This is a genomic window from Mycobacterium novum, from assembly GCF_010726505.1.
In the GTDB taxonomy this organism is placed as follows: Bacteria; Actinomycetota; Actinomycetes; order Mycobacteriales; family Mycobacteriaceae; genus Mycobacterium; species Mycobacterium algericum.
Genome location: NZ_AP022562.1, coordinates 1,951,546 through 1,976,492, shown reverse-complemented (window position 1 = coordinate 1,976,492; position 24,947 = coordinate 1,951,546). Strand labels below are relative to the sequence as shown.

Genomic DNA, 24,947 nt, shown 5'->3' with positions numbered 1-24,947 from the left:
GTGTCGGCCGACGGCGAAGAAGCCAATTCGGGACGGCGCCGCAGGCGGCGCCGCGGTCGACGCACTTCAGGTCCGAAAACCAGCCACACCGAGGCCGCGGCCACCGACACCAGCGCGGCCGCGACGGCCGGCCGCTCGGCGCAGCGCCGGCCCCGCACCGCACGTCACGGGCCGGAACGGCTACGCACCGTGCACGAGACGTCGGCCGGTGGCCTGGTCGTCGACGGCATCGACGGGCCGCGGGAGGACCAGGTCGCGGCGCTGATCGGCCGCGTCGACCGCCGCGGCAGGATGTTGTGGTCGCTGCCCAAGGGTCACATCGAGGTCGGTGAGACCGCCGAGCAGACCGCGATCCGCGAGGTCGCCGAGGAAACCGGCGTTCAGGGCGACGTACTGGCCGCGCTGGGCAGCATCGACTACTGGTTCGTCACCGAGGGCCGCCGGGTGCACAAGACCGTGCACCACTACCTGCTGCGGTTCTCCGGCGGAGAACTGTGCGACGACGACGTGGAGGTCAGCGAGGTGGCGTGGGTGCCGGTCCGGGAGCTGCCGTCCCGGTTGGCCTACGCCGACGAACGCCGGCTGGCGGTGGTCGCCGACGAACTGATCGACCGGCTGCAGGCCGACGGCCCGGCCGCGCTGCCGCCGCTGCCGGTGAGCGCGCCGTGGCGGCGGCCGCAGACGCATTCGCGCGCCCGCCACTCTCGCCCCGACGGCCGCGCACCGGACCGGAAGAACGGTCGCGGGCTGGACCCGTGATCCGCACCCGACGTAGCGGTGGGGGCAGGCTGCCCGCCTGGTCAGTGCCCCGCACGGCCCCTCGGGCGGTCGTGGCCGCCTTCCTGATGGCCCTGGGCATGGCGCTCGGCTCGGCCGCCGCCCCGCATGCCATAGCCGGCGAGCCCGGCGGAATGTCGTTCGTCCAGATCCGCGTCGATCAGGTCACCCCGGAGCTCATCACCACCTCCAGCGTCCCGCTCGTCACGGTCTCCGGCACGGTGAGCAATGTCGGTGACCGGCCGGTGCGCGACGTGATGGTGCGCCTCGAGCAGGCCGGCGCCGTCGCGTCGTCGGCCGGCTTGCGCACCAACCTCAGCGGCAGCAATGACCAATACCGGCCGGTGGGCCCGTTCAGCACGGTGGCGGCCGAACTGCAACGCGGCCAGGAGGCCCGCTTCACGTTGTCGGCGCCGCTGCACTCGGCGAGCCAACCGGCGTTGAGCATCGACCGTCCGGGTATCTATCCGCTGCTGGTCAACGTCAACGGCACGCCCGACTACGGCGAGCCGGCCCGCCTCGACGACGCCCGCTTCCTGCTCCCGGTGACCGGCCTACCCAAAACCGAGGCCGACGGCGATCCGCTTGCCGGCGCCGTCGCGCCCGACACCTCCCGGCCGGTGCGGCTGACCATGCTGTGGCCGCTGGCCGACCGGCCCCGGCTCACCCCCGGCGCGCCCGGCGGCACCCTTCCGGTTCGGCTCACCGACGACGAGCTGGCGAAGTCGCTGGCCCCGGGAGGCCGGCTCGACGCCCTGCTGTCGGCCGCCGAGTTCGCCACCAGCCCGACCGTCGACGGCGGCGGCGTCGTCAATCAGGCGCTGTGCCTGGCGATCGACCCCGACCTGTTGGTCACGGTCAACGCGATGACCCGGGGCTACCTGGTCGCCGACTCCCCCGACGGCGCCGCGTCCCACCCGGGCACCGGCCAGGCGGCCGCCACGACCTGGCTGGAGCGGCTGCGCCGGCTGGCTCACCGCAGCTGTGTCACCGCGACCCCATACGCGCAGGCCGACCTCGACGCCCTGGCCCGGGTCGGCGACCCCGGACTCGATGCGATCGCGGTGAGCCGGCCCGCCGACATCATCGACCGGATCCTCCAGGTGACCTCGACGCGCGGCGCGGTCGTGCTCGGCGACGGCAAACTCACGACCGGCGCCGCCGACCTGATCAGCGCCGAGAGCTCAACAGGCGCAGCGGTGGTGATCACCGCCGGTGACTGTTCTGCCCAGGACTCCACCACCGGCGCGTCGGCCACCGCCGACGTCACCCCGCGGCGGTTGTCGCCGCAACTGGTGGTCGCGCCCTACGATCCGGCCGTCGGCGCGGCATTGGCCGGCATGGGCACCGATCCGGTGGCTCCGACCTACCTCGACGGCTCGCTGACCGTCCGGCTGCACCACGACTCGGCCCTGGCCCGTCGGCAGGATGCCCTCGGAGCGATGCTGTGGCGGGGGCTGGAAGCCCCGGACGGCCCCGACGAGCCGCGCGACCAGATTCTGATGCCCCCGGCGTACTGGAAGCCGCGGGTCGACGACGCCCAAGCCGTGCTGACCACGGTGGGCACCGCACTGCGGTCCGGGCTGGCGGTCCCGCGGCCGCTGACCGCGGTGATCGCCGAATCGCAGGGCGTCACCGCCGCACCGGCGCATCCGCTACCGGCCGAGCAGGCCGTGGGCGGCTTCGGCCCGGATGTCATCGGCGCGGTCACCGACGACATCGGCCGGCTGTGGGCGTTGACGTCGGCGCTGACCACCGACGTTCGCACCGGCCTGACCGGCGATCAGTACACCGCGCCGCTCGCCGAGGACATGCTGCGCGCGTTGAGCCAGTCGGAGCCGCTCGACGTGCGCAGCGGCCTGGCGGCGCAGCGGCTGTCGGTCGTCGGCGACACCGTCGCGGATCTGATCGGCGCGGTCACCATCGTCAACCCGGCCGGGTCCTACACGCTGGCCACCGAGCACAGCCCGCTGCCGCTGGCGCTGCGCAACGATCTGGCGGTGCCCATCCGGGTGCGGCTGCACGTCGACGCGCCGCCCGGGATGACGGTGGCCGACATGGGCGATCTGGAACTTCCGCCGGGTTACCTGCCACTGCGGGTCCCGGTGGAGGTGCGGGTCAACCAGCACTTCGTCGTCGACGTGGCCCTGCAGACCCCGGCCGGGCTGCCGTTGGGCGAGTCGGCGCGGCTGTCGGTGCACTCGAACGCCTACGGGATGGTGCTTTTCCTGATCACCATGACGGCGGCGGCGGCGCTCACCGTGCTGACCGGTCGTCGGCTGTGGCACCGCTTCCGCGGCCAGCCCGACCGCGCCGACTTGGATCGTCCCAGCCCAGTCGACCCGAACCGCCCGCGTTCACCGGCGGCGACCGCGGGCCGCAGCAGCCGGGATGTGGACCGGTGACCGCACCGGCGCCGCAGCCCGCGCGGCCGGAGCTGACCGACGCCGCCGTGGTGTCGCGGTCATGGGGAATGGCGCTGGCCACCCTGGTCAGCCGGATCACCGGCTTCATCCGGATCGTGCTGCTGGCCGCCATCCTGGGCGCGGCGCTCTCGAGCGCCTTCTCGGTAGCCAACCAGTTGCCCAACCAGATCGCCGCGCTGGTGCTGGAGGCGACCTTCACCGCGATCTTCGTGCCGGTGCTGGCCCGCGCCGAACGCGACGACCCCGACGGCGGGGCCGCGTTCGTGCGGCGCCTGGTGACACTGGCCACCGCCCTGCTGCTGGCGACCACCGTCATCTCGGTGGCCGCGGCGCCGCTGCTCGTCCGATTGATGCTGGGCGGCGACCCCCAGGTCAACGAGCCGCTGACGACCGCGTTCGCCTATCTGCTGCTCCCCCAGGTGATCTGCTACGGGTTGTCGTCGGTGTTCATGGCAATCCTGAACACCCGCAACATCTTCGGGGCGCCGGCCTGGGCGCCGGTGGTCAACAACGTCGTCGCGATCGCCACGCTGGTCGTCTACCTGCTGGTGCCCGGCGAACTCTCGGTCGACCCGGTGCGGATGGGCAACGCCAAGCTACTGGTGCTGGGCCTGGGCACCACGGCGGGTGTCGTGGCCCAGACCGCGGTCCTGCTGGTCGCGATCCGGCGGGAGCGGATCAGCCTCCGGCCGTTGTGGGGCATCGACGACCGGCTCAAGCGCTTCGGCGCGATGGCCGCCGCGATGGTGCTCTACGTGTTGATCAGCCAGATCGGCCTGGTGGTCACCAACCAGATCGCGGCCACCTCGGCGGCATCCGGTCCGGCGATCTACTACTACGCCTGGCTGCTGCTGCAGCTGCCGTTCGGCATGATCGGGGTGACGGTGCTGACGGTGGTGATGCCGCGGCTGAGCCGTAACGCCGCCGCCGGCGACGATCCCGCGGTGCTGGCCGATCTGTCGCTGGCCACCCGGCTGATGATGATCACGCTGATCCCGATCGTGGCCTTGATGACCGTCGGCGGCCCGGCGATCGGCAGCGCACTGTTCGCCTACGGCAACTTCGGTGACGTCGACGCCGGCTACCTGGGTGCCGCGATCGCCATGTCGGCGTTCACCTTGATCCCCTACGCCATGGTGCTGCTGCAGCTGCGGGTGTTCTACGCCCGGGAGCAACCCTGGATCCCCATCGGGATGATCGTGATCATCACCGCGGTCAAGATCGCCGCATCGGTGCTGGCCCCGCAGCTGACCGACAACCCCGAGCTGGTGGCCGCCTACCTGGGCTTGGCCAACGGCCTGGGGTTCCTCGCCGGCGCGGCCGTCGGGCACATCCTGTTGCGGCGCGCGCTGCGGCCCGTCAGCGGCCACCTGCTGGGCCCGAACGTGGTCCGCACCGTGCTGGTCACGGTGACGGCGTCGCTGCTGGCAGGCCTGGTCGCCGAGGTGCTCGACCGGGTGCTCGGGCTGCGAACGCTGACCGACCGCGGCGCGGCCGGATCGATGCTGCGCCTGCTGGTGCTGGCGCTGGTGATGCTGCCGATCATCGGTGCGGTCCTGGTGCGCGCCCAGGTGCCCGAAGCCGCCGCGGCGCTGGCCGCCGTGCGCCGCCGACTCGGCGCCCGCCGTGCGCATATCGGCATCGCCAACCCACCGTCTCCCGAACCGGCCGTCCCGTACGCTGAGCACAACCGTTTGCCCACGCCGGGCGGGGACGCCACCAACGATCCCGGCCGGCACATGCCCCCGGACCACATCGCCGGTGGCTGGACCCCGAAAGGTACGGAGGTGGCCAACAAACCCTCGGAGGGTGCCGGGGCTCGCGAGGCGTCGCGATCGGTTGCTCCGCCGCAACCCCAGCGGCCTGTCGCCGGCTCCACCGACAACCCCGAGCCGGCCGACGAGGGCCAGCTGACCCCCGGCCTGAGCATCGCCGGCGGGCGCTACCGGCTGCTGGTGCGCCACGGCGACACCCCCCTGCTGCAGTTCTGGCAGGCCCTGGACACCGCATTGGACCGGCAGGTGGCCCTGACGTTCGTCGACCCCGACCAGACGATGCCCGAAGAGCAGCTCACCGGCATCTTGTCGCGTACCCAGCGGCTCAGCCAGATCGACCTGCCCGGCATTGCCCGCGTCCTGGACGTGGTGCGTATCGGTGCGGGCGGGCTCGTGGTGTCCGAATGGGTCCGTGGCGCCTCGCTGCAGGAGGTCGCCGGCACCGCACCGTCGCCGATCGGCGCGGCCCGCGCGATGCGGTCGCTGGCTACCGCCGCCGAGGCCGCCCACCGCGCCGGCGTGACCCTGTCGATCGACCATCCGGGCCGGGTCCGGGTCAGCATCGACGGCGACGTCACCCTCGCCTTCCCCGCGACGCTGCCCGACACCAAGCCCGAGGACGACATCCGCGGGATCGGCGCCACCCTGTATGCGCTGCTGGTCAGCCGGTGGCCGCTGGAGGGTGCGTCCGACGGTGGGCTCGCTCCGGCCGACCTCGACGCCGCCGGCAACCCGGTCAAACCCGACTCGGTCAACCCGGAGATCCCGTTCCAGATCTCCGCCGCCGCCAGTCACGCGATCCAGTCCGACGGCGGCATACGCGGCGCCTCGACGTTGTCGAACCTGCTGCAACAGGCCACCGCGCTGCACGAGCAGACCGAGTTGCTGGGCCCCGTCAGCGATGAGCCCCCCGCGCCGCGTGCGGTGCCGCCGGTGGATGCCGAGATGCGTGCCGAGCGGCGACGCCGGGTGTTGATCGGCGCCGGAATCGGCGGCGCCGTCATCCTGGTCGCGCTGTTGGTGCTGGCCTCCGTGCTCAACCGGATCTTCGGTGACGTCAACGGGCTGGACAAAACGGAGCTGGGCTTGAGCAGTCCGTCGGCGTCGTCGTCACAGCCGGGCTCGAGCACACCGGGGAGCACCGTGAAACCCGTTCAGGCGACGGTGTTCTCGCCCGGCGGCGAAGCCGACCGTCCCCAGGATGCCGGGCTGGCGATCGACGGAAATCCCGCGACCTTCTGGTCGACGGACACCTACTCCGATCCGGTGCCCTTCCCGAATTTCAAGAGCGGAGTCGGGCTGATACTGCAACTGCCCAAGCCGACGGTGATCGGCAGCGTCGGGATCAACGTCTCCAGCACCGGAACCCGGGTGGAGTTGCGGTCGTCGACGACGCCGCGGCCGACCCGGCTCGAGGACACCACGCTGCTGGCGCCCGCCAAGGCGCTGCAGCCCGGTGCCAACAAGATCTCGGCCGACTCGTCGGCGCCGACGTCGAACCTGCTGGTGTGGATATCGACGATGGGCAACACCGGCGGTGAGAGCCGCACCCAGATCTCCGAGATCACCGTGCAGGCGGCGTCCTAGGCGCCACGGCGCCGCGAGCAGTACGGTCGGCCTGTGCACAACTGAAGTGCCGTCGGGCCGCCGGCTGGTTACTGTCCGGGCCATGGGTCACCCGGAGCGCAGCGACGCCGAACTGCTGGCCGCGCACGTCGCCGGCGACCGCCACGCATTCCAGGAGCTCTACGGTCGCCACCAGCGTCGGCTCCGCCGGCTGGCCCGGCTCACCACCGGTTGCCCCGAAGACGCCGAGGACGCCCTGCAGGAGGCGATGCTCTCGGCGCATCGCAGCGCCGGATCGTTTCGCTACAACGCCGCCGTCGGCAGTTGGCTGCACCGCATCGTGGTCAATGCCTGCCGGGATCGCCTGCGGCGCAACCGGCTTCACCCGTCGGTACCGCTCGCAGAGTCTCCGGCCGTCGCCGATCGCACCGCCGAGGTGGAGACCGCCCTGGAAGTGCGCGCGGCGCTGCGCCGGTTGCCGACCGAACAGCGCGCCGCAGTGGTGACCGTGGACATGCACGGCTACTCCATCGCCGATGCCGCCCGCGCACTCGGTGTGGCGCAGGGCACGGTCAAGAGCCGCTGCGCCCGCGGCCGGGCCCGGCTCGCGGTACTGCTGGGCCGAGACCACACCGGTCCCGCCGCTCGGGTCCGCCCGGCGGCCCGGCGGATAGCCTTGGCAGCTGAGGGTGTCCTGCACGGTCGGGTCGACGATTGTGCATAGCCACGAAGCGAGCGGGAGCGGCACTGCGATGGACGCAGCTGATCGAGAAGGCCGGGAACGGCGCCCGGCGCATTCGAGCCGACCATTGCCCCGGCTCAACCGGATCGCCGCGATCGCCGGGGGCGCGGCCGCGCTGCTCGCGGCCGGATTGGGCACAGCGGCGCTGATCCGGTTTCCCGGTGATACCCCCAGCGGGCCCCGCTCCTTCGACGCCATCACGGTGGCCTCCGAACGGACACCGGTGTTGCCGCTGACCGAAGCGGAGATCCTCGAGCTGCTCGACCGCAGCCCCGAGTACGGCGCGCTGGCTGACCCCGGACGACGGGCCGGCTGCCTGGCCGCCCTGGGCTATCCGGCCGCGACCCGCGTGCTGGGCGCACGCGAGCTCGCCGTCAACGGTCGTCCCGCCATCGTGCTGCTGCTGCCCGGCGCCGCTCCCGGCACGGTCATCGCGCTGGCGGTCGCCCCCAACTGCAGTTCCGCCGACACCGGGCTGCTGGCCGACACCAGCGTTCGCCGCCCCTAGCCGGCGCCTCGCACCCCGTCCCTATCGGTGCCGGGGAACATCGCCCCCTACGCTGACGTTGGTAGCCCCAGTAACGGTCCGAGCGGAAAGGCCCTCGATGTCTGAGACACCGACCATCCACGATGTGATCATCATCGGTTCCGGCCCGGCCGGGTACACCGCGGCGATCTATGCTGCTCGGGCGCAGCTGGCGCCGCTGGTGTTCGAGGGCACCTCGTTCGGCGGGGCGCTGATGACCACCACCGAGGTGGAGAACTTCCCCGGCTTCCGCAACGGCATCATGGGCCCGGAGCTCATGGACGAGATGCGCGAGCAGGCGCTGCGCTTCGGCGCCGACCTGCGCATGGAAGACGTCGAGTCGGTGGCCCTCGACGGCCCGGTCAAGTCCGTCGTCACAGCCGACGGCGAAACCCACCGGGCACGCGCGGTCATCCTGGCCATGGGCGCCGCCGCCCGCTACCTGAACATCCCCGGCGAGCAGGAACTTCTCGGCCGGGGCGTCAGCTCGTGCGCCACCTGCGACGGCTTCTTCTTCCGTGATCAGGACATCGCGGTGATCGGCGGCGGCGACTCCGCGATGGAGGAAGCCACCTTCTTGACCCGGTTCGCCCGCAGCGTGACCCTGGTCCACCGCCGGGAGGAGTTCCGCGCCTCGAAGATCATGCTCAACCGGGCTCGCGACAACGACAAGATCCGGTTCCTCACCAATGCGGTGCCGGTCGCCGTCGAAGGTACGGACACCGTCACCGGGCTGCAGGTGCGCGACACCGTGACCGGCGCGGAGACCACCCTGCCGGTGACCGGCGTGTTCGTCGCGATCGGCCACGATCCTCGCTCGGAAATGGTGCGGGAAGCGGTGCAGGTCGACGCGGACGGCTACGTGCTAGTGGAGCAGCCGAGCTCGCGCACCTCGTTGCCGGGGGTGTTCGCAGCCGGCGACCTGGTGGACCGCAGCTACCGGCAGGCGATCACCGCGGCCGGAACCGGCTGTACGGCCGCCATCGACGCCGAGCGCTGGCTGGCAGAGGCCGCCGACGCCGCCGAAGCCGCGATGGACCCAGCTACCGAAACCTTGATGGGAGCACCACAGTGACCGACAACCACAACACGGTGACCGTCTCCGACGCCACCTTCGCCACCGACGTACTGGCCAGCGGCAAGCCGGTGCTGGTCGACTTCTGGGCAACCTGGTGCGGACCTTGCAAGATGGTCGCCCCGGTCCTCGAGGAGATCGCCGCCGAGCAGGCCGACCAGCTCACCGTCGCCAAGCTCGACGTCGACGCGAACCCCGAAACGGCACGGGAATTCAGTGTGGTGTCGATTCCCACGCTGATCCTGTTCAAAGACGGTCAGCCGGTCAAGCGGATCGTCGGGGCCAAGGGCAAGGCCGCCCTGCTGCGCGAGCTCGCAGACATCGGCTGACCCCGGCCTGAGCCGTCGGGGATCCCACCCGGATCCCGCACCTTCCTGGCCTCGCCGTTTTCAATAAATCGGCCAGCATCTGAGACAATGCTGCCTAACCTGCTGGCAACCGTCAGCTACGTTTTCGCTGCCAACAGCGACGACTGGAGGGCTCAGTAATGTCGGGTCGGCATCGCAGCGCAGACGACGCGCTGCGCCGGGGCGACCGCAGCGGCGCTGTCGTCGAGATCCGCGCAGCACTGGCCGCATTGGGCCTGGTGGACAGCCCCGACGCGGACCTGACGACCGGCAAACACGTCGCGCTGGACGTGTTCGACGACGACCTCGACCAGGCGGTGCGCGCCTTCCAGCAGCAGCGCGGACTGCTGGTCGACGGCATCATCGGCGAGGCCACCTATCGGGCACTCAAAGAGGCGTCCTACCGGCTGGGTGCGCGGATCCTCAATCACCAGTTCGGGGCGCCGATGTACGGCGACGATGTGGCCACGCTGCAGGCCCGCCTGCAGGACCTGGGTTTCTACACCGGCATGGTCGACGGCTACTTCGGTATCCAGACCCACAATGCGCTGATGTCCTACCAGCGCGAATACGGCTTGTACGCAGACGGCATCTGCGGCCCGGAAACGTTGCGCTCCTTGAACTTTTTGGCCTCGCGGGTGACCGGCGGTTCACCGCACGCGATCCGCGAGGAGGAGTTGGTACGGCGCTCGGGGCCGCGGCTGTCCGGCAAGCGGATCGTCATCGACCCGGGCCGCGGCGGCGGCGACCACGGACTGATCACCCAGACGCCGACGGGTCCGATCAGCGAAGCGGATATCTTGTGGGACTTGGCAAGTCGCTTGGAAGGCCGGATGACCGCCATCGGGATGGAGACGTTCCTGTCCCGTCCCAACGGCCGCAGTCCGTCGGATGCCGAACGGGCCGCCACCGCGAACGCCGTCGGCGCCGACCTGATGATCAGTCTGCGCTGCGCCGCCCACGTCAGTCCCGCGGCCAACGGTGTGGCCTCCTTCCACTTCGGCAACTCCCACGGGTCGGTGTCCACCATCGGCCGTAACCTCGCGGACTTCATTCAGCGAGAAATCGTGGCGCGCACCGGTTTACAGGACTGCCGGGCGCACGGCCGGACGTGGGACCTGCTGCGGCTGACCCGGATGCCCACCGTCGAGGTCGACGTCGGCTACATCACCAGCCCGCGTGACCGCGGGATGCTGGTCTCGCCCGCGACGCGCGACGCCATCGCCGAGGGGATGCTGGCCGCGGTCAAACGGCTGTACCTGCTCGGCAAGAACGACCGGCCCACCGGCACGTTCACGTTCGCCGAATTACTGGCCCATGAGCTGTCGGTCGAGCGGACCGGCCGGCTCGGCGGCGGTTAGCGAGACTTGACGGCGGAGAGGCGAAGCGGGGCCGCCGGATCAACTGCGGCACCTGACCGGCTCGATACCGAACCCGCCGGGGCGCTGGCCCCGACCGGCGCATGCAGTTGCGCGCTTTCCAGCAGCCGCTCCAGCGCCGCCTCCACCTCCGCCTTCCAGCCCAGCCCCTTGTCGAGCTCCAGCCGCAGCCGGGGGAAGTATCGGTGCGGTGCCACCACGGTGAACCCGACATCGGTCAAGAAGTCGGCTTCGATGATGCAGTGCTCCACCGTGCAGTCACCGACGGCCTCGAGCACCGGTGCGACATCCGGCGGCACATTGCGTGGATCCAGCAAGTCGCCGACGGCTGCCGTCCGGCCGAACGCCTCCAGGGCGCGGACGCCGCGGCGTATCAGTTCCTCGACCGCTCCGGCGATCAGTTCCCGCGGCAGGCCGTCGGCCATCGGCGCCGGTTCGACCCCGATGGAAGTCAACAGCACCGCGTCGGCTGACACCGGTGCGGTCGGGAACCGGTGCGCCCGCGGCACCGCGCGTGGCGGGGCGTAAAGCACATAGCCCAAGCACGGCGATTCGTCTGCTCCCCCGGCTGCAGCCGATGGCGTGGCGACCTGCCCGCAGCATCCCCACTCCAGCATCACCATCGACAGCCAGGCTTCCTTCTCGAACTCCGGATCCGAGAGGTGGTCGTCGCGGCCGAGGGTGGCCGGATCCACTTCCCAGAACACGCACCGGCGTGCGTGCTTGGGAAGCTGCTCGAAGCCCTCGAGCCTCAGCGGTGCGATTCGGACAGACACTGAACTCCCGGTCTCAACCCGTGCTGCCACCGACGGCAGCCCCTTAAGGATAGGAGCGTCGAGCCGCCGGATGCCACCATCGGCACCAACCGGCCTCGCCGCGCCACCAAAAAACGAAAGTCCTTGCCGTTCAGCACAATTGGCCCGCCGCCTTGCCGGCGCATCGCTTTACCGTCACAGTGACGTAATTGCCGTGTGCCATTGGACCTGGCCCGACACCGGTTCGATCGGTCTTCAACCGGCCGATGAGCTCATCAGCGCGACGATGCGCTGCAAGTCGTCGACGGACCCGAATTCCACCACGATCTTGCCTTTGCGCTTGCCGAGGCTGACCGTCACGCGGGTGTCGAAGGCGCTCGACAGCCGTTCGGCGACGTCCTGCAGACCGGGCATGTGGATCGGCTTGCGGCGCGGCGCCACCGGTGTGGAGGTGTCGCCGCGATTGGCCAGCGTGACCGCCTCCTCGGTCGCCCGCACCGACAGCCCCTCGGCGACGATCCGGGCCGCCAGCTGCTCCTGCGCCTCCGAACCGCCCTCCAGCGACAACAGGGCACGGGCATGGCCGGCCGACAACACCCCGGCGGCCACCCTGCGCTGGACGGCGATCGGCAGCCGCAGCAGCCGGATCATGTTGGTCACCAACGGTCGCGACCGGCCGAGGCGGGCCGCCAGTTCATCGTGGGTGACCCCGAACTCGTCGAGCAGCTGTTGGTAGGCCGCCGCCTCCTCCAACGGATTGAGCTGCACCCGGTGAATGTTCTCCAGCAGGGCGTCGCGCAGCAGATTGTCGTCGTCGGTTTCCCGCACGATCGCCGGGATCGCCTCCAGGCCGGCCTGCTGGGAAGCACGCCAGCGCCGCTCCCCCATCACCAACTGGTAGCGCGCCGCGCCGGGTGCGGCCCCCGGTAGTGCCCGCACCACGATCGGCTGCATCAGCCCGAACTCGCGGATCGAGTGCACCAGTTCGGCCAGCGCCTCGTCGTCGAAGACCTGCCGCGGCTGGCGCGGGTTGGGCTCGATGTCGGCCGGACTGATCTCGCGGTAGACCGCTCCGACTTCGGCGGCCTTCGCCGGGCTGGCCCCACCCAGGACCACGTCCGCCGCGGCGTCACCCATCCGGGGCCCCATGCCGGCGCCCCGGTCGGCCGTGGTGCCCGCCCCGTCAGCGGGGCCGGTGGGGATGAGCGATGCCAGGCCGCGGCCCAAGCCGCCCTTCTTACGCGACGGTCCGGTCATTTGCGTTGTTCCTTCTTGCTGAGAGTGCTTTCTTCTTGCCGACGACGGTCATCAAGGCCGTGCCTCGGGGCCACCGACCAGATCGCGTTCGACGAGTTCCCGGCTGGCGTCCAGATAGCTCATCGCGCCGCGCGAGCCGGGGTCGTAATCGATGATCGTCATGCTGTAGCCGGGTGCTTCCGACACCTTGACGCTGCGGGGGATCACCGTCCGGAGCACCCGGTCGCCGAAATACCGCCGGACCTCATCCGCGACCTGGTCCGCGAGCTTGGTGCGCCCGTCGTACATCGTCAGCAACACGGTCGTCACCTCCAGGCGTGGATTGAGATGCGCCTTGACCATCTCGATATTGCGCATCAACTGGGACACACCCTCCAGGGCGTAGTACTCGCACTGGATCGGGATCATCACCTCCGGCGCCGCGACCAACGCATTCACGGTGAGCAAGCCCAGCGACGGGGGACAGTCGATAAAGACGTAGTCGAAGTCGGAGTCGTCCAGTTCGCTCAACGCGGTCCGCAGCCGGTTCTCCCGCGCCACCATGCTCACCAGTTCGATCTCGGCGCCGGCCAAGTCGATGGTGGCCGGGATGCAGAACAGTCGCTCGTTGTGGGGACTCTGCCGCAGTGCGGCATGCACCGGCATCTCCCCGATCAAGACTTCGTATGACGAGGGGGTGCCCGATTGACGGTCGGAGATGCCCAGCGCGGTGCTGGCGTTACCCTGCGGGTCGAGGTCGATCACCAGGGTCTTGATTCCCTGGACGGCGAGCGCCGCCGCGAGGTTGACCGCGGTCGTCGTCTTGCCGACCCCGCCCTTCTGGTTGGCGACGGTGAACACCCGGCGGCGCTTGGGGCGGGGCAGGCGGTTGTGCGTGTGCAGTACTTGCATGGCGCGCTCGGCGGCAGCCCCGATCGGGGTGTCGTAATCGGGCGATGTTTCACGTGAAACCGGACCGGGTGATGTTTCACGTGAAACCGCGGGGCTCGATGTTTCACGTGAAACCGCGCCGCGCGAGGGGTCGGCGTGCCGGGCCGCGGCCGGGCGGCCGACCGGTGTGCTCATGTTGCTCTCCTGGTGGTCCGTCGCGTCGGTCCGCCCCGGGTTCGGCCGGGCTCCCCCCGCCGCGCCGTCACCACGGTCGCGGGCGGAGTTAAATAGTTCACGCCACATCTCACCACCCTTATGTCGTTCGCGCCTAGTCCGATCATCACACGGCGGTGCTCATCGACCTCGGCCTGCGCACGCTCGCCTTTCATGGCCAGCATTCGCCCGCCCCTCCGAAGCAGCGGCAGACTCCAGCGGCCGATTTTGTCGAGGCTGGCGACCGCCCGCGAGACGACCGCGTCCCGCTCCCCGACCGAGTCGCGCACCGACCGATCTTCGGCACGCCCCCGCACCACATCCACATTCTTCAGCCGCAGTTCGCCGACCACCTCGCGGAGAAAGTCGCTGCGGCGGAGCAACGGCTCCACGAGTACCAGTTGCAGATCGGGCCGGACGATAGCCAGGACGATCCCCGGTAGGCCGGCGCCGCTGCCGATGTCTGCGACCCGCTCCCCCGGCTCGAGCAACTCGGCTATCGCCGCGCAGTTGAGCAGGTGGCGCTCCCAGATTCGATCGACTTCCCGCGGACCCAGCAGGCCCCGTTCCACCCCCGGCCCCGCCAACAACTCGGCGTAGCGCGTGGCGGTCGGGAGCCCCTCACCGAAGACGTCGGCCGCCTCTTGCGGAGCCGCGGGCGCCGGCGCTCTCCCGACATGTTTCACGTGAAACATTCCTCCGGCTTCCCGGGCGCGCTTGGAGAATTACCCGGATGTAATTCCGGCGGTACCTACCCGCTAGTCCCGCCGAACGACGACCCGGCGTGACGGCTCCACACCCTGGCTCTCGCTGTGTACGCCTGCGACGGCAGCCACCGCATCGTGGACGATCTTACGTTCGAACGGGCTCATCGGGGCCAGTTCCTCGTCGTCGCCGCTTTCCAGCACCCGCCGGGCGACCTCGTCACCCAATGCGGTCAAGTCGTCGCGGCGCCGCCGACGCCAGCCGGCGATGTCGAGCATCAACCGGCTGCGCTCTCCGGTCTTCTGGTGCACCGCCAGCCGGGTCAGCTCCTGCAGCGCGTCGAGTACCTCGCCCTTGCGGCCCACCAGCTTGGTGAGGTCGGTTCCGCCGTCGATGCTCACGACCGCGCGGCGGCCCTCGACGTCGAGATCGATGTCACCATCGAAGTCCAACAGGTCGAGCAATTCCTCCAGATAGTCGCCGGCGATCTCTCCCTCGGCCACCAACCGGTCTTCGAGATCAACAGCGGGCGTCGCCGGGGCCGCTCCACCGTCCTCGGTCTCCGGCTCGCCCGCAGTCTCCACCGCGCCGTGCTCCGTGGTCTCCGCGTCGTTCGTGTCGGTCATGTCGGTCATGTCGTCTCCCTCCGTGCCCGGCTGCTCACGCGCCGGATGGCTTGGTGGCGGTGGGATCACCGCTTGCGTTTCTTCGGCTTCGCGCCGGCGCCAGGGCGGCTACCGCGCGCAGCGGGCCGGCCCGGGTTTCGTTTGACCGCGTCGGCTTTGGCGGGCTCCCCGCCGGCGGCTTCGGTCACCGCATCGGTGGCGGTCGGCTGCTCGGATTCTGTAGCACTGTCGGCATCCGCGGCTGCCGTGCGACCGGCTCGCTTGGGCTTGGCCCCGGGCGCCGGCGCGTTCGCAGCGCGTCGCCGCAGCGCTTCCTCCTTCTTCTCCTCGTCCTCCTTGGCGATCAAGCCGAACACGTAGTGCTGCTGGGCGAACGTCCAGATGTTGTTGGAGAACCAGTACAAGATGATCGCCAGCGGCAAGAACGGCCCGCCGACCACCACGCCGAGCGGGAACACGTACAGCGCGAGTTTGTTCATCATCGCGGTCTGCGGGTTCGCGGCCGCTTCCGGGCTCTGTCGCGCCACCGATGCCCGGCTGTTGAAGTAGGTCGCGATGCCGGCCGCGATCATGATCGGCACACCCACCGCGATCACCGAGACCCGGTTGAACTCGGCGAAGGCGTCCAACCCGGTGCGTTGGATCATCGTCGCACCCAGTGGCGCTCCGAACAGGTTCGCGTCCAGGAAGTTGCCCACGTCGGCGGTGCTGAAGAAGTAGTTGCCCAGCTGCCGGTTCAGGTCCGGTGACAGGCCCAGCTGGCCGATCCCGGTGCTGGTGCGGTTGAACGAGCGCAACACATGGAACAGGCCCAGGAACACCGGCAGCTGCGCCAGCATCGGCAGACAGCCCAAGATCGGGTTGAAGCCGTGCTCCCGCTGCAGCTTCTGCATCTCCATCGCCATCTTCTGGCGATCTTTGCCGTACTTCTTCTGCAACGCCTTGATCTGCGGCTGCAGCTCCTGCATCTGCCGCGTGGTGCGGATCTGCTTGACGAACGGCTTGTAGAGCAGCGCCCGCAACGTGAAGACCAGGAACATCACCGACAGCGCCCAGGTGAAGAAGTTCGCCGGACCGAGCACCAGGCCAAAAGCCTTGTACCACAACCACATAATCCCCGACACCGGGTAGTACACGTAGTCCAGACTCTGGGGATCAAAGGACACTGCGTTCACCCTCCGCTCGGTTGTCCGAGGCGTTCCCGGACGGGCAGCCGCAGCCGGCGCCATCCTGGGACCGCTCCGGTATCGGATCCCAGCCACCTTGATGCCACGGACCACACTTTGCCAGGCGCACCGCTGCCAGCCAGCTGCCCCGGATCAGCCCATACTCGCTCAAGGCGTCCACCGCGTACTGGCTGCACGTCGGCATGAACCGACAACTCGGTAGCCGCAACGGGGAGATCAAGTGCCGGTAGAGCTGGATGACGAAGATCAGTCCGCGGACCGGAGCCGCTGCGACACCGTGGTTCACCGCGCCACACCCCCCGCCCGGTGCACCGCCTGCAACCCGGCACACAATTGCGCACGGAGTGCCGCCGATTTCGCCCCGCTACTGGAGGGCAACGCCCGGATCACCAACCGTTCGCCCGGGTGCAGATCGCCCAGCACGTCGCGGGCCACATGACGCAACCGGCGGGCCACCCGGTGTCGATCGACGGCTGAGCCCACCGACTTGGCGATGATCAACCCGACCTGCGGGGACGCCTCGGCCACGTCGAGGGTATCGATCTGCCGGTCGTCGACAACTCGGCTGTAGACGACGACATCTGGCTGCACCGCCCTGCGGCCGTGCTTGACGGTCGCACCGAAATCAGCCGACCGTCTCATCCGGTAGTGAGACGGAAGCACCGCCGCGCTACCCGTCTCAAGCAGTCAGCGAGCGCCGGCCCTTGCGACGCCGACCCGTGACGATCGCGCGGCCCGCGCGCGTACGCATCCGCAGGCGAAACCCGTGCACCCGGGCCCGACGTCGGTTGTTCGGCTGGAAGGTCCGCTTGCCCTTGGCCACGGCACACTCTCCTTGTTGCGTCTTGCGCCGCGTCTGCCCGACACACCGGAAGCCCGTTGTGCCTGCCGCACGCGACGCACTCGGTAAGCTCGGTGAACTTCTGCGTCTTGCTGGTAACCGGCGCGGTCTCCGGCCAAGAGCCGGTCGCTGCCGTATCGCCGACGTTCGGGCGACTGTTCGAGGGTACTGACGCAGGTTCGCCGGGTCAAACCCGCCACCGCCTCCTTCCGCAGCGGGCCGAGCAGCCCCTGGCGACCGGATGAAATCAAGCCCATTATTCACAGTGGTCACACCCGCCACGGGCGTCGTGGGTGCGTTCGTTTTCGGCCCATTCATCTGGCAGAAACGAGTGGTCGCCTGCCCGGAAACCTGTTAGCTTGCTTGCCAGCGCCGTTTCGCAACTGAAGCGGTTTCGGCCGTAATCGAAGAGCACCAACCGGCCGGCGCTTCAGGTGTCGCCTGACAATCTGGAGTGGCCGTTGCCGAGCAACTGGCCTGGAGGGCCTCAACGGGGTATCCGCACCTCATCCACACCTGTGGATAACTGTGTGGATAGCATGTCACCGCACGGGATCCGTGCACCACGACTTCGAGCCAGGGGGATGGGGCATTGACCGATGACCCCGGGACGGCGTTCCTCACCCTGTGGGACGAGGTCGTTGCGGAACTCAACGGTGAAGCCGGCGCACCCGACGGCGCAGCGCCGCTCCTGACCCCCCAGCAGAAGGCCTGGCTCAATCTCGTCCACCCGTTGGCGATCGTCGAGGGCTTCGCGTTGCTCGCGGTGCCCAGCAGTTTCGTCCAGAACGAGATCGAACGGCACCTGCGCACCCAGATCACCGCCGCCTTGAGCCGTCGTCTCGGACACGACATCGAACTCGGCGTCCGCATCGCCCCTGCCCCGGCCGACGACACCACCGCCTCGTCGGGCCCAGACGGTGCTGCCCCATCTCGCGTCAGCGACGATGACGAAGACGACGACACCCCCGACGTCGAATACGACTGGCCGAACTACTTCACCGAGCGCCCCAGTGATGATTCGGCCACCGCCGACGGCGCCAGCCTCAACCGGCGCTACACCTTCGACACGTTCGTCATCGGTACCTCCAACCGATTCGCGCACGCCGCTGCCCTGGCCATCGCCGAGGCGCCCGCGCGTGCCTACAACCCGTTGTTCATCTGGGGTGAGTCCGGTCTGGGCAAAACCCACCTGCTGCACGCCGCCGGCAACTACACCCAGCGGCTGTTTCCCGGGATGCGCGTCAAGTACGTCTCGACCGAAGAGTTCACCAACGACTTCATCAACTCGCTGCGCGACGATCGCAAGGTCGCGTTCAAGCGCAGCTACCGCGACATCGATGTCCTACTCGTGGACGACATCCAGTTCATTGAGGGCAAAGAAGGTATCCAGGAGGAGTTCTTCCATACCTTCAACACGTTGCACAACGCCAACAAGCAGATCGTGATCACCTCCGACCGGGCACCCAAACAGCTAGCCACCCTGGAAGATCGGCTGCGCACCCGGTTCGAGTGGGGGCTGATCACCGATGTCCAGCCACCCGACCTGGAGACCCGGATCGCGATTCTGCGCAAGAAGGCGCAGATGGAGCGGCTGGACGTTCCCGGGGACGTGCTGGAGTTGATCGCCACCAGCATCGAACGCAACATCCGTGAACTGGAGGGGGCGCTGATCCGCGTCACCGCATTCGCCTCGCTGAACAAGACGCCGATCGACCGGGCGCTGGCCGAGATCGTGCTGCGTGACCTGATCGCCGATGCCAGCACGATGCAGATCAGTGCCGCGATCATCATGGCGGTGATCGCCGAGTACTTCGACACCAGCATCGAGGAGCTGCGCGGCCCCGGCAAGACCCGCCCCCTGGCCCAGTCTCGGCAGATCGCCATGTACCTGTGCCGGGAGCTCACCGACCTGTCGCTGCCCAAGATCGGTCAGGCCTTCGGCCGCGACCACACCACCGTGATGTACGCCGAACGCAAGATCCGCGGCGAGATGGCCGAGCGCCGCGAGGTCTTCGATCAGGTCAAAGAGCTGACCACCCGCATCCGGCAGCGCGCTAAGCGCTGAAATCCCCGGGCCGGCCCCCCACTTCCCGGCACTTCTTGCAAAAAACTTCCGACCCACTCGCACCACCCGTTACGGCCGCTGCCTGTGGATACCGCTGCGGACAACCTGTCCACCATCCGGTGACGAACCGGCCGGGGATACACAGCCGCTGTTCCATACACAACCGCCCCGCTGCCGCCCGGCGTGTTATTCACCACTGGTCCCCAACCCGATCGCCCCGTTCAGCAGCGACGATGCCGTGTTGTACCCAACATGCACAGGCCTTACTACTAATACTGAGTTCTCTTCATCGGTTTCCCTTCAAAAACAGCCGTTGGGGATTCGCACCCAGCCGGACTGTTCACAACCACGCATCGCCCACCCCGACCGGAACGTCGGGGCAACCATGGGTGTCCCCGATTAACTTTCCCGGAGGGCTTCTAGGCTCTACGGTTGGTGACCTACCGCCCTTGCGCTTTCGTCGAGGGCGTTGCACGGCCGCAGGTGGGATGTTCACCGGTCGCCGCGGGGTAGAGCTCGATAACGGGGTGACGAGAGGACGCTATGGACGCGGCGACCACAAACGCGGGTCTGACCGACTTGAGATTCCGCCTGGACCGGGATGACTTTGCGGATGCGGTGGCGTGGGTGGCGAAATCCCTGCCGGCGCGGCCCACCGTGCCGTTGCTGGCCGGAGTGCTGCTGACCGGGGCCGACAACGGCTTGACGGTTTCCGGGTTCGATTACGAGGTCTCCGCAGAGGTCCAACTGGCGGCCGAGATCGCTTCGCCGGGAAATGTTTTGGTATCCGGACGGCTGCTGTCGGATATCACCAGGGCGCTGCCGGCCAAGCCGGTCGAGGTGCAGGTCGAAGCGACCCGGGTGGCGTTGACGTGCGGCAATGCCCGGTTCTCCCTGCCGACCATGACCGTCGAGGATTACCCCACGCTGCCGACGTTGCCCGAGGAGACCGGGATGTTGCCCGCGGACCTGTTCGCCGAAGCGATCGGCCAGGTCGCGGTGGCGGCCGGGCGGGATGACACGCTGCCGATGTTGACCGGTATCCGAGTCGAGATATCGGGCAACACAGTGGTTTTGGCCGCCACAGACCGGTTCCGTCTGGCGGTCCGCGAACTGACCTGGTCGGCGGCGCCGGGTACCGAAGCGGCGGTGCTGGTCCCGGCCAAGACGCTCGCGGAAGCCGCCAAGGCCAGCGGTGACGGCACCGAGGTGCATCTGGCCCTGGGTGCGGGCCCGTCGGTGGGTAGCGAAGGTCTGCTGGGCATCAGCAGTGCAGGCAAGCGCAGCACCACCCGATTGCTGGACGCCGAATTCCCGAAATTTCGCCAGCTGCTGCCCAGTGAACACCTTGCGGTCGCCACCATCGGGGTGGCGGAGCTGACCGAGGCGATCAAACGTGTCGCCCTGGTCGCCGACCGCGGCGCGCAGGTCCGCATGGAGTTGTCCGAGGGAACGCTGCGGTTGTCCGCCGGCGCGGAGGATGTCGGGCGCGCCGAGGAGGACCTGCCGGTCGACTTCGCCGGCGAGCCGCTGACCATCGCCTTCAACCCGACCTATCTGACCGACGGGCTGAGCTCGCTGCACAGTGCGAAGGTCTCGATGGGATTCACCGATCCCAAGAAGCCGGCCGTGCTGCGACCGGCCGGTGACGACGAGCCGGCGCTGAGCGGCGCGGGTCCGTTCCCGGCGGTACCGTCGGACTACGTCTACCTGTTGATGCCGGTTCGCCTGCCGGGCTGACCGGCGCGGCCGCCACGACTGGAGGGGTGGTTTCGCGGTGTATGTCCGCCACCTGGGCCTGCGAGATTTTCGGTCCTGGGCGCACGTCGACCTCGAACTGGAGCCGGGCGCGACGGTACTGGTCGGTGCGAACGGCTATGGGAAAACTAATCTTGTTGAAGCGCTGTGGTATTCGGCGACCCTCGGGTCACATCGGGTGGCCACCGACGCCCCACTGATCAGATCCGGCGCCGAGCGTGCGGTGGTGTCGACCATCGTCGTCAACGAAGGCCGCGAGCTGGCTGTGGATCTGGAGATCGCCGCGGGGCGTGCCAACAAGGTCCGGCTCAACCGGGCCCCGGTGCGCCACGCCCGTGAGGTCGTCGGCGTGCTGCGAGCGGTGTTGTTCGCCCCGGAAGACCTGGCGCTGGTGCGGGGGGATCCCGGTGAGCGGCGGCGCTACCTCGACGAATTGGCCAGTGTACGCCGGCCGCGGGTCGCGGCGGTGCGTGCCGACTATGACAAGGTGCTGCGGCAGCGCACCGCGCTGCTCAAGAGCGCCTCGGGTGCGTTGTATCGCGGTGACCGGTCGGTGCTGGACACGCTCGACGTCTGGGATGCTCAGTTGGCAGCGCACGGCGCAGAGCTGATGGCCGCCCGGATCGAGTTGGTCGACCAGTTGGCTCCGGAAGTCGAAAAGGCCTATCAACTGCTTGCCCCGGGGACGAGGACCGCGGCGGTTGCCTATCGCCCCAAATTGGAGGTTCCCGCCGAGGCGGCGAGTGCAGGCCCGGCCGAGCTGCAAGAGCTTCTGCTGGCGGAACTGGCGCAGCGGCGCCGCGCGGAATTGGAACGCGGTGTGTGCCTGGTCGGTCCCCACCGCGACGAGCTGGAACTGCGACTGGGCGACCGGCCGGTGAAAGGCTTTGCCAGCCACGGGGAATCGTGGTCGATGGCACTGTCGCTGCGGTTGGCGGCCTATCAACTGCTGCGCAGCGAAGGGGCCGAGCCGGTCTTACTGCTCGACGACGTGTTCGCCGAGCTGGACGCGGCTCGCCGCCGCGCACTCGCCGAGGTGGCCGCCGCCGCGGAGCAGGTGCTGATCACCGCCGCCGTCGCTGATGACGTGCCGGCGGACTGGCAGGCCCGCCAGATCGGGATCGCGGTGGCCGAGGACGACACCGGCAGGGTGTCGAAACTGATCGTGGCTGAGTCATGAGTGATTCGGAGCTGCCCGAGGTGCAACCACCGGCGCATCTGGCCGGGCTCACCGGCATGGATCTGGTCCGGCGGACGTTGGCCGAAGCGCGCGAAGCGGCGCGCAGCCAGGGCAAGGATGTCGGACAGGGGCGCCGCGCACCGTTACGCCGGCGGGCACCGGGGGGCGCGGGTGGCCGCCGCCGGTGGTCGGGGCCGGGACCGGATGCCCGCGACCCGCAGACCTTGGGCGCTGCCACTCGCGACCTGGCGCAGTCCCGCGGCTGGTCGGCGCAGGTCGCCGAGGGCACGGTCCTGGGTCGATGGCGCTCGGTGGTCGGTGAAGACATCGCTTCTCACGCGACGCCGACCAGGCTGTCGCAGGGGGTGCTGAGCGTGTCGGCCGAATCGACGGCCTGGGCGACGCAGCTGCGGCTGGTGCAGAGTCAGCTGTTGGCCAAGATCGCCGCGGCCGTCGGTGAAGGGGTGGTGACAACGCTGAAGATCACCGGGCCCACCGCGCCGTCGTGGCGTAAGGGACCGCTGCACGTGTCGGGCCGCGGGCCGCGCGACACTTACGGATAGTCCGGCACGGGCCCGCCGACACCCGGACGAGCCGCGCCTCAGAGCCCCTACGAGCACAAAAATCGCTCTGGCCACCGGCCGGACACATGGTCGACCGCGATATCGGCGTCACGGCGCAACCAGATGGGTGGAAACGCCCTGAGAAAATACCCGCCGTGGCCGGGTCACGGTAGACTGTTCGGGTATCCCCCGCGCATCCGGTGATGTGGTGCGCCGAAAGCTTGCTCTAGACCTTGAGGAGAGCTCCCCGACCGTGGCTGCCCAAAACAAATATGGTGCCGATTCGATCAAGGTTCTCGAAGGCCTCGAAGCCGTCCGCAAACGACCCGGTATGTATATCGGCTCCACGGGCGAACGTGGCCTGCATCACCTGATCTGGGAGGTCGTCGACAACGCCGTCGATGAGGCGATGGCCGGCTACGCGAGCAAGGTCGCGGTGCGCATCCTCGAAGACGGCGGCGTCGAGGTCACCGATGACGGCCGCGGCATCCCGGTGGCCATGCACGCCACCGGAATTCCGACGGTCGACGTCGTGATGACCGTCCTGCACGCCGGCGGGAAGTTCGAAGAGGGCGCCTACAGCGTCTCCGGCGGCCTGCACGGCGTCGGCGTCTCGGTGGTCAACGCGCTGTCGACCCGGCTGGAAGCCGATATCTGCGTCGACGGTCACGAGTGGTTCCAGACCTATGACAAGTCGCTGCCCGGAACGCTGAAGAAGGGCGACAAGACCACAAAGTCCGGCACCACCATCCGGTTCTGGGCGGACCCGGACGTCTTCGAAACCACCAACTACGACTTCGAGACCGTAGCGCGGCGGCTGCAGGAGATGGCGTTCCTCAACAAGGGCCTGACCATCGAACTCACCGATGAGCGGGTGCGGACCGAAGAAGTCGTCGACGAGGTCGTCAGCGACACCGCCGAAGCGCCGAAGTCCGCCGAGGACAAGGCCGCCGAAGCCGAGGCGCCGCACAAGGTCAAGCACCGCGTCTTCCACTACCCCGGCGGCTTGCGTGACTTCGTCGCGCACATCAACCGCACCAAGACCGCGATCCACCCGACCGTCATCGACTTCGACGGCAAGGGAACCGGACACGAAGTCGAGATCGCCATGCAGTGGAACGGCGGCTACTCCGAATCGGTGCACACCTTCGCCAACACCATCAACACCGCCGAGGGTGGCACCCACGAAGAGGGGTTCCGCTCGGCGCTGACCAGCGTGGTCAACAAGTACGCCAAAGACAAGAAGCTGCTCAAGGACAAGGACCCCAACCTCACCGGGGAGGACATCCGCGAAGGCCTGGCGGCAGTCATCTCAGTCAAGGTGTCCCAGCCGCAGTTCGAGGGCCAGACCAAGACGAAACTGGGCAACACCGAGGTGAAGTCCTTCGTCCAGAAGGTCTGCAATGAGCAGCTCAGCCACTGGTTCGAGTCCAACCCGGCCGAAGCCAAGGTGGTCATCAACAAAGCAGTGTCCTCAGCGCAGGCGCGCGAGGCCGCGCGCAAAGCCCGGGCGTTGGTGCGCCGCAAGAGCGCCACGGATCTGGGCGGGTTGCCCGGCAAGCTGGCCGACTGCCGCTCGAATGACCCCACCAAGTCCGAACTGTATGTGGTGGAAGGGGATTCGGCGGGCGGCTCGGCCAAGAGCGGCCGCGACTCGATGTTCCAGGCGATTCTGCCGTTGCGCGGCAAGATCATCAACGTCGAAAAGGCCCGGATCGACCGGGTTCTGAAGAACAACGAAGTCCAGGCGATCATCACCGCGCTGGGTACCGGTATCCACGACGAGTTCGACATCTCCAAACTGCGCTACCACAAGATCGTGCTGATGGCCGACGCCGACGTCGACGGCCAGCACATCTCGACGCTGCTGCTGACGCTGCTGTTCCGTTTCATGCGGCCGCTCATCGAGAACGGCCACGTCTTCTTGGCGCAGCCGCCGCTGTACAAACTCAAGTGGCAGCGCGGCGCCGAGCCCGAATTCGCCTATTCCGACCGGGAACGCGACGGCCTGCTCGAGGCGGGCAAGGCCGCCGGCAAGAAGATCAACACCGACGACGGCATCCAGCGGTACAAGGGTCTGGGCGAGATGGACGCCAAGGAGTTGTGGGAGACCACGATGGACCCGACGGTGCGGGTGCTGCGCCAGGTCACCCTCGACGATGCCGCCGCGGCCGACGAACTCTTCTCGATCCTGATGGGCGAGGACGTCGAGGCTCGGCGCAGCTTCATCACCCGCAACGCCAAAGACGTTCGCTTCCTGGACGTTTAGGGATGTGTCGCGACGCCGGCGCCATCCGACCTGCCTGACCGC

At 68.8% G+C, this 24,947-nt stretch carries 22 protein-coding genes; 13 read left to right on the top strand and 9 right to left on the bottom strand.

All coding sequences use genetic code 11. The annotated features are described in order from the left end of the window. From G6N19_RS09175 to G6N19_RS09140, 8 genes are all read left to right on the top strand, one after another. Window positions 1-759: an NUDIX hydrolase gene (locus G6N19_RS09175; RefSeq protein ID WP_041319280.1), complete on the top strand. Its 759-nt coding sequence runs from the start codon at window positions 1-3 to the stop codon at window positions 757-759. 86 nt (window positions 760-845) lie between these two features. After that, the gene (locus G6N19_RS09170; RefSeq protein WP_232062677.1) at window positions 846-3,182 is read left to right on the top strand and encodes a hypothetical protein; all 2,337 of its coding nucleotides are present in this window, start codon (window positions 846-848) and stop codon (window positions 3,180-3,182) included. Next, window positions 3,179-6,565: a murein biosynthesis integral membrane protein MurJ gene (gene murJ / locus G6N19_RS09165; RefSeq protein ID WP_193466177.1), complete on the top strand. Its 3,387-nt coding sequence runs from the start codon at window positions 3,179-3,181 to the stop codon at window positions 6,563-6,565. The genes G6N19_RS09170 and murJ overlap by 4 nt, the downstream gene beginning before the upstream one ends. An 82-nt stretch (window positions 6,566-6,647) precedes the next feature. After that, the gene (gene sigM, locus G6N19_RS09160) at window positions 6,648-7,268 is read left to right on the top strand and encodes an RNA polymerase sigma factor SigM (RefSeq protein ID WP_013831256.1); all 621 of its coding nucleotides are present in this window, start codon (window positions 6,648-6,650) and stop codon (window positions 7,266-7,268) included. A 28-nt stretch (window positions 7,269-7,296) separates the two neighbouring features. After that, window positions 7,297-7,794 (top strand): hypothetical protein, encoded by a 498-nt coding sequence (locus G6N19_RS09155; RefSeq protein ID WP_193466176.1) that lies wholly within the window; start codon window positions 7,297-7,299, stop codon window positions 7,792-7,794. Window positions 7,795-7,891: 97 nt separating this feature from the next. Then, the gene (trxB, locus tag G6N19_RS09150) at window positions 7,892-8,887 is read left to right on the top strand and encodes a thioredoxin-disulfide reductase (RefSeq protein WP_013831258.1); all 996 of its coding nucleotides are present in this window, start codon (window positions 7,892-7,894) and stop codon (window positions 8,885-8,887) included. Then, window positions 8,884-9,216, top strand: coding sequence for a thioredoxin (gene trxA, locus G6N19_RS09145; protein WP_013831259.1), 333 nt, complete (start codon window positions 8,884-8,886; stop codon window positions 9,214-9,216). The genes trxB and trxA overlap by 4 nt, the downstream gene beginning before the upstream one ends. 158 nt (window positions 9,217-9,374) lie before the next feature. Then, a complete protein-coding gene (locus tag G6N19_RS09140; protein WP_083036998.1) occupies window positions 9,375-10,595 on the top strand; it encodes an N-acetylmuramoyl-L-alanine amidase in 1,221 nt (406 codons plus the stop codon). Here the strand turns inward: G6N19_RS09140 and G6N19_RS09135 are convergent. The 9 genes from G6N19_RS09135 to rpmH all read right to left on the bottom strand — a co-directional run bounded on the left by G6N19_RS09135 (window position 10,592) and on the right by rpmH (window position 17,049). Next, window positions 10,592-11,389, bottom strand: a complete 798-nt coding sequence (locus tag G6N19_RS09135) for an acetyltransferase (RefSeq protein WP_232062600.1) — start codon at window positions 11,387-11,389, stop codon at window positions 10,592-10,594. The two genes, G6N19_RS09140 and G6N19_RS09135, sit on opposite strands and share 4 nt — an antisense overlap. A gap of 234 nt (window positions 11,390-11,623) precedes the next feature. Next, window positions 11,624-12,625, bottom strand: coding sequence for a ParB/RepB/Spo0J family partition protein (locus G6N19_RS09130; RefSeq protein WP_193466175.1), 1,002 nt, complete (start codon window positions 12,623-12,625; stop codon window positions 11,624-11,626). A 51-nt stretch (window positions 12,626-12,676) separates the two neighbouring features. After that, the gene (locus tag G6N19_RS09125) at window positions 12,677-13,690 is read right to left on the bottom strand and encodes a ParA family protein (protein ID WP_408632470.1); all 1,014 of its coding nucleotides are present in this window, start codon (window positions 13,688-13,690) and stop codon (window positions 12,677-12,679) included. Then, window positions 13,687-14,403 (bottom strand): 16S rRNA (guanine(527)-N(7))-methyltransferase RsmG, encoded by a 717-nt coding sequence (gene rsmG, locus G6N19_RS09120; protein ID WP_083037003.1) that lies wholly within the window; start codon window positions 14,401-14,403, stop codon window positions 13,687-13,689. Before rsmG ends, G6N19_RS09125 begins: the two co-directional genes overlap by 4 nt. A gap of 63 nt (window positions 14,404-14,466) precedes the next feature. After that, window positions 14,467-15,039 carry a Jag family protein gene (locus G6N19_RS09115; protein ID WP_041320448.1) on the bottom strand — a complete coding sequence of 191 codons (573 nt, stop codon included), beginning with the start codon at window positions 15,037-15,039 and terminating at the stop codon, window positions 14,467-14,469. A gap of 65 nt (window positions 15,040-15,104) precedes the next feature. Then, window positions 15,105-16,151, bottom strand: a complete 1,047-nt coding sequence (yidC, locus tag G6N19_RS09110) for a membrane protein insertase YidC (RefSeq protein ID WP_013831265.1) — start codon at window positions 16,149-16,151, stop codon at window positions 15,105-15,107. A 43-nt stretch (window positions 16,152-16,194) separates the two neighbouring features. Beyond that, window positions 16,195-16,512 (bottom strand): membrane protein insertion efficiency factor YidD, encoded by a 318-nt coding sequence (yidD, locus tag G6N19_RS09105; protein ID WP_041319295.1) that lies wholly within the window; start codon window positions 16,510-16,512, stop codon window positions 16,195-16,197. Continuing rightward, entirely contained in the window at window positions 16,509-16,889 is a 381-nt protein-coding gene (gene rnpA, locus G6N19_RS09100) for a ribonuclease P protein component (RefSeq protein ID WP_013831266.1), read from the bottom strand. Before rnpA ends, yidD begins: the two co-directional genes overlap by 4 nt. 16 nt (window positions 16,890-16,905) lie before the next feature. After that, window positions 16,906-17,049 (bottom strand): 50S ribosomal protein L34, encoded by a 144-nt coding sequence (gene rpmH / locus G6N19_RS09095; protein ID WP_005142265.1) that lies wholly within the window; start codon window positions 17,047-17,049, stop codon window positions 16,906-16,908. 610 nt (window positions 17,050-17,659) lie between these two features. Between rpmH and dnaA the strand changes: the two genes are divergently transcribed. From dnaA to gyrB, 5 genes are all read left to right on the top strand, one after another. Next, on the top strand, window positions 17,660-19,135 hold the full coding sequence (gene dnaA / locus G6N19_RS09090; RefSeq protein ID WP_013826945.1) for a chromosomal replication initiator protein DnaA: 1,476 nt from the start codon (window positions 17,660-17,662) through the stop codon (window positions 19,133-19,135). A 543-nt stretch (window positions 19,136-19,678) separates the two neighbouring features. Then, window positions 19,679-20,875 carry a DNA polymerase III subunit beta gene (gene dnaN, locus G6N19_RS09085; RefSeq protein ID WP_083037005.1) on the top strand — a complete coding sequence of 399 codons (1,197 nt, stop codon included), beginning with the start codon at window positions 19,679-19,681 and terminating at the stop codon, window positions 20,873-20,875. Between the two features lie 37 nt (window positions 20,876-20,912). Continuing rightward, a complete protein-coding gene (gene recF, locus G6N19_RS09080; protein ID WP_083037006.1) occupies window positions 20,913-22,073 on the top strand; it encodes a DNA replication/repair protein RecF in 1,161 nt (386 codons plus the stop codon). After that, window positions 22,070-22,636 carry a DUF721 family protein gene (locus G6N19_RS09075; protein WP_013826948.1) on the top strand — a complete coding sequence of 189 codons (567 nt, stop codon included), beginning with the start codon at window positions 22,070-22,072 and terminating at the stop codon, window positions 22,634-22,636. Before recF ends, G6N19_RS09075 begins: the two co-directional genes overlap by 4 nt. A gap of 253 nt (window positions 22,637-22,889) precedes the next feature. Further along, complete coding sequence (gene gyrB / locus G6N19_RS09070; protein ID WP_083037007.1) at window positions 22,890-24,905, top strand: DNA topoisomerase (ATP-hydrolyzing) subunit B; 2,016 nt, start codon at window positions 22,890-22,892, stop codon at window positions 24,903-24,905. Window positions 24,906-24,947: the final 42 nt, after the last annotated feature.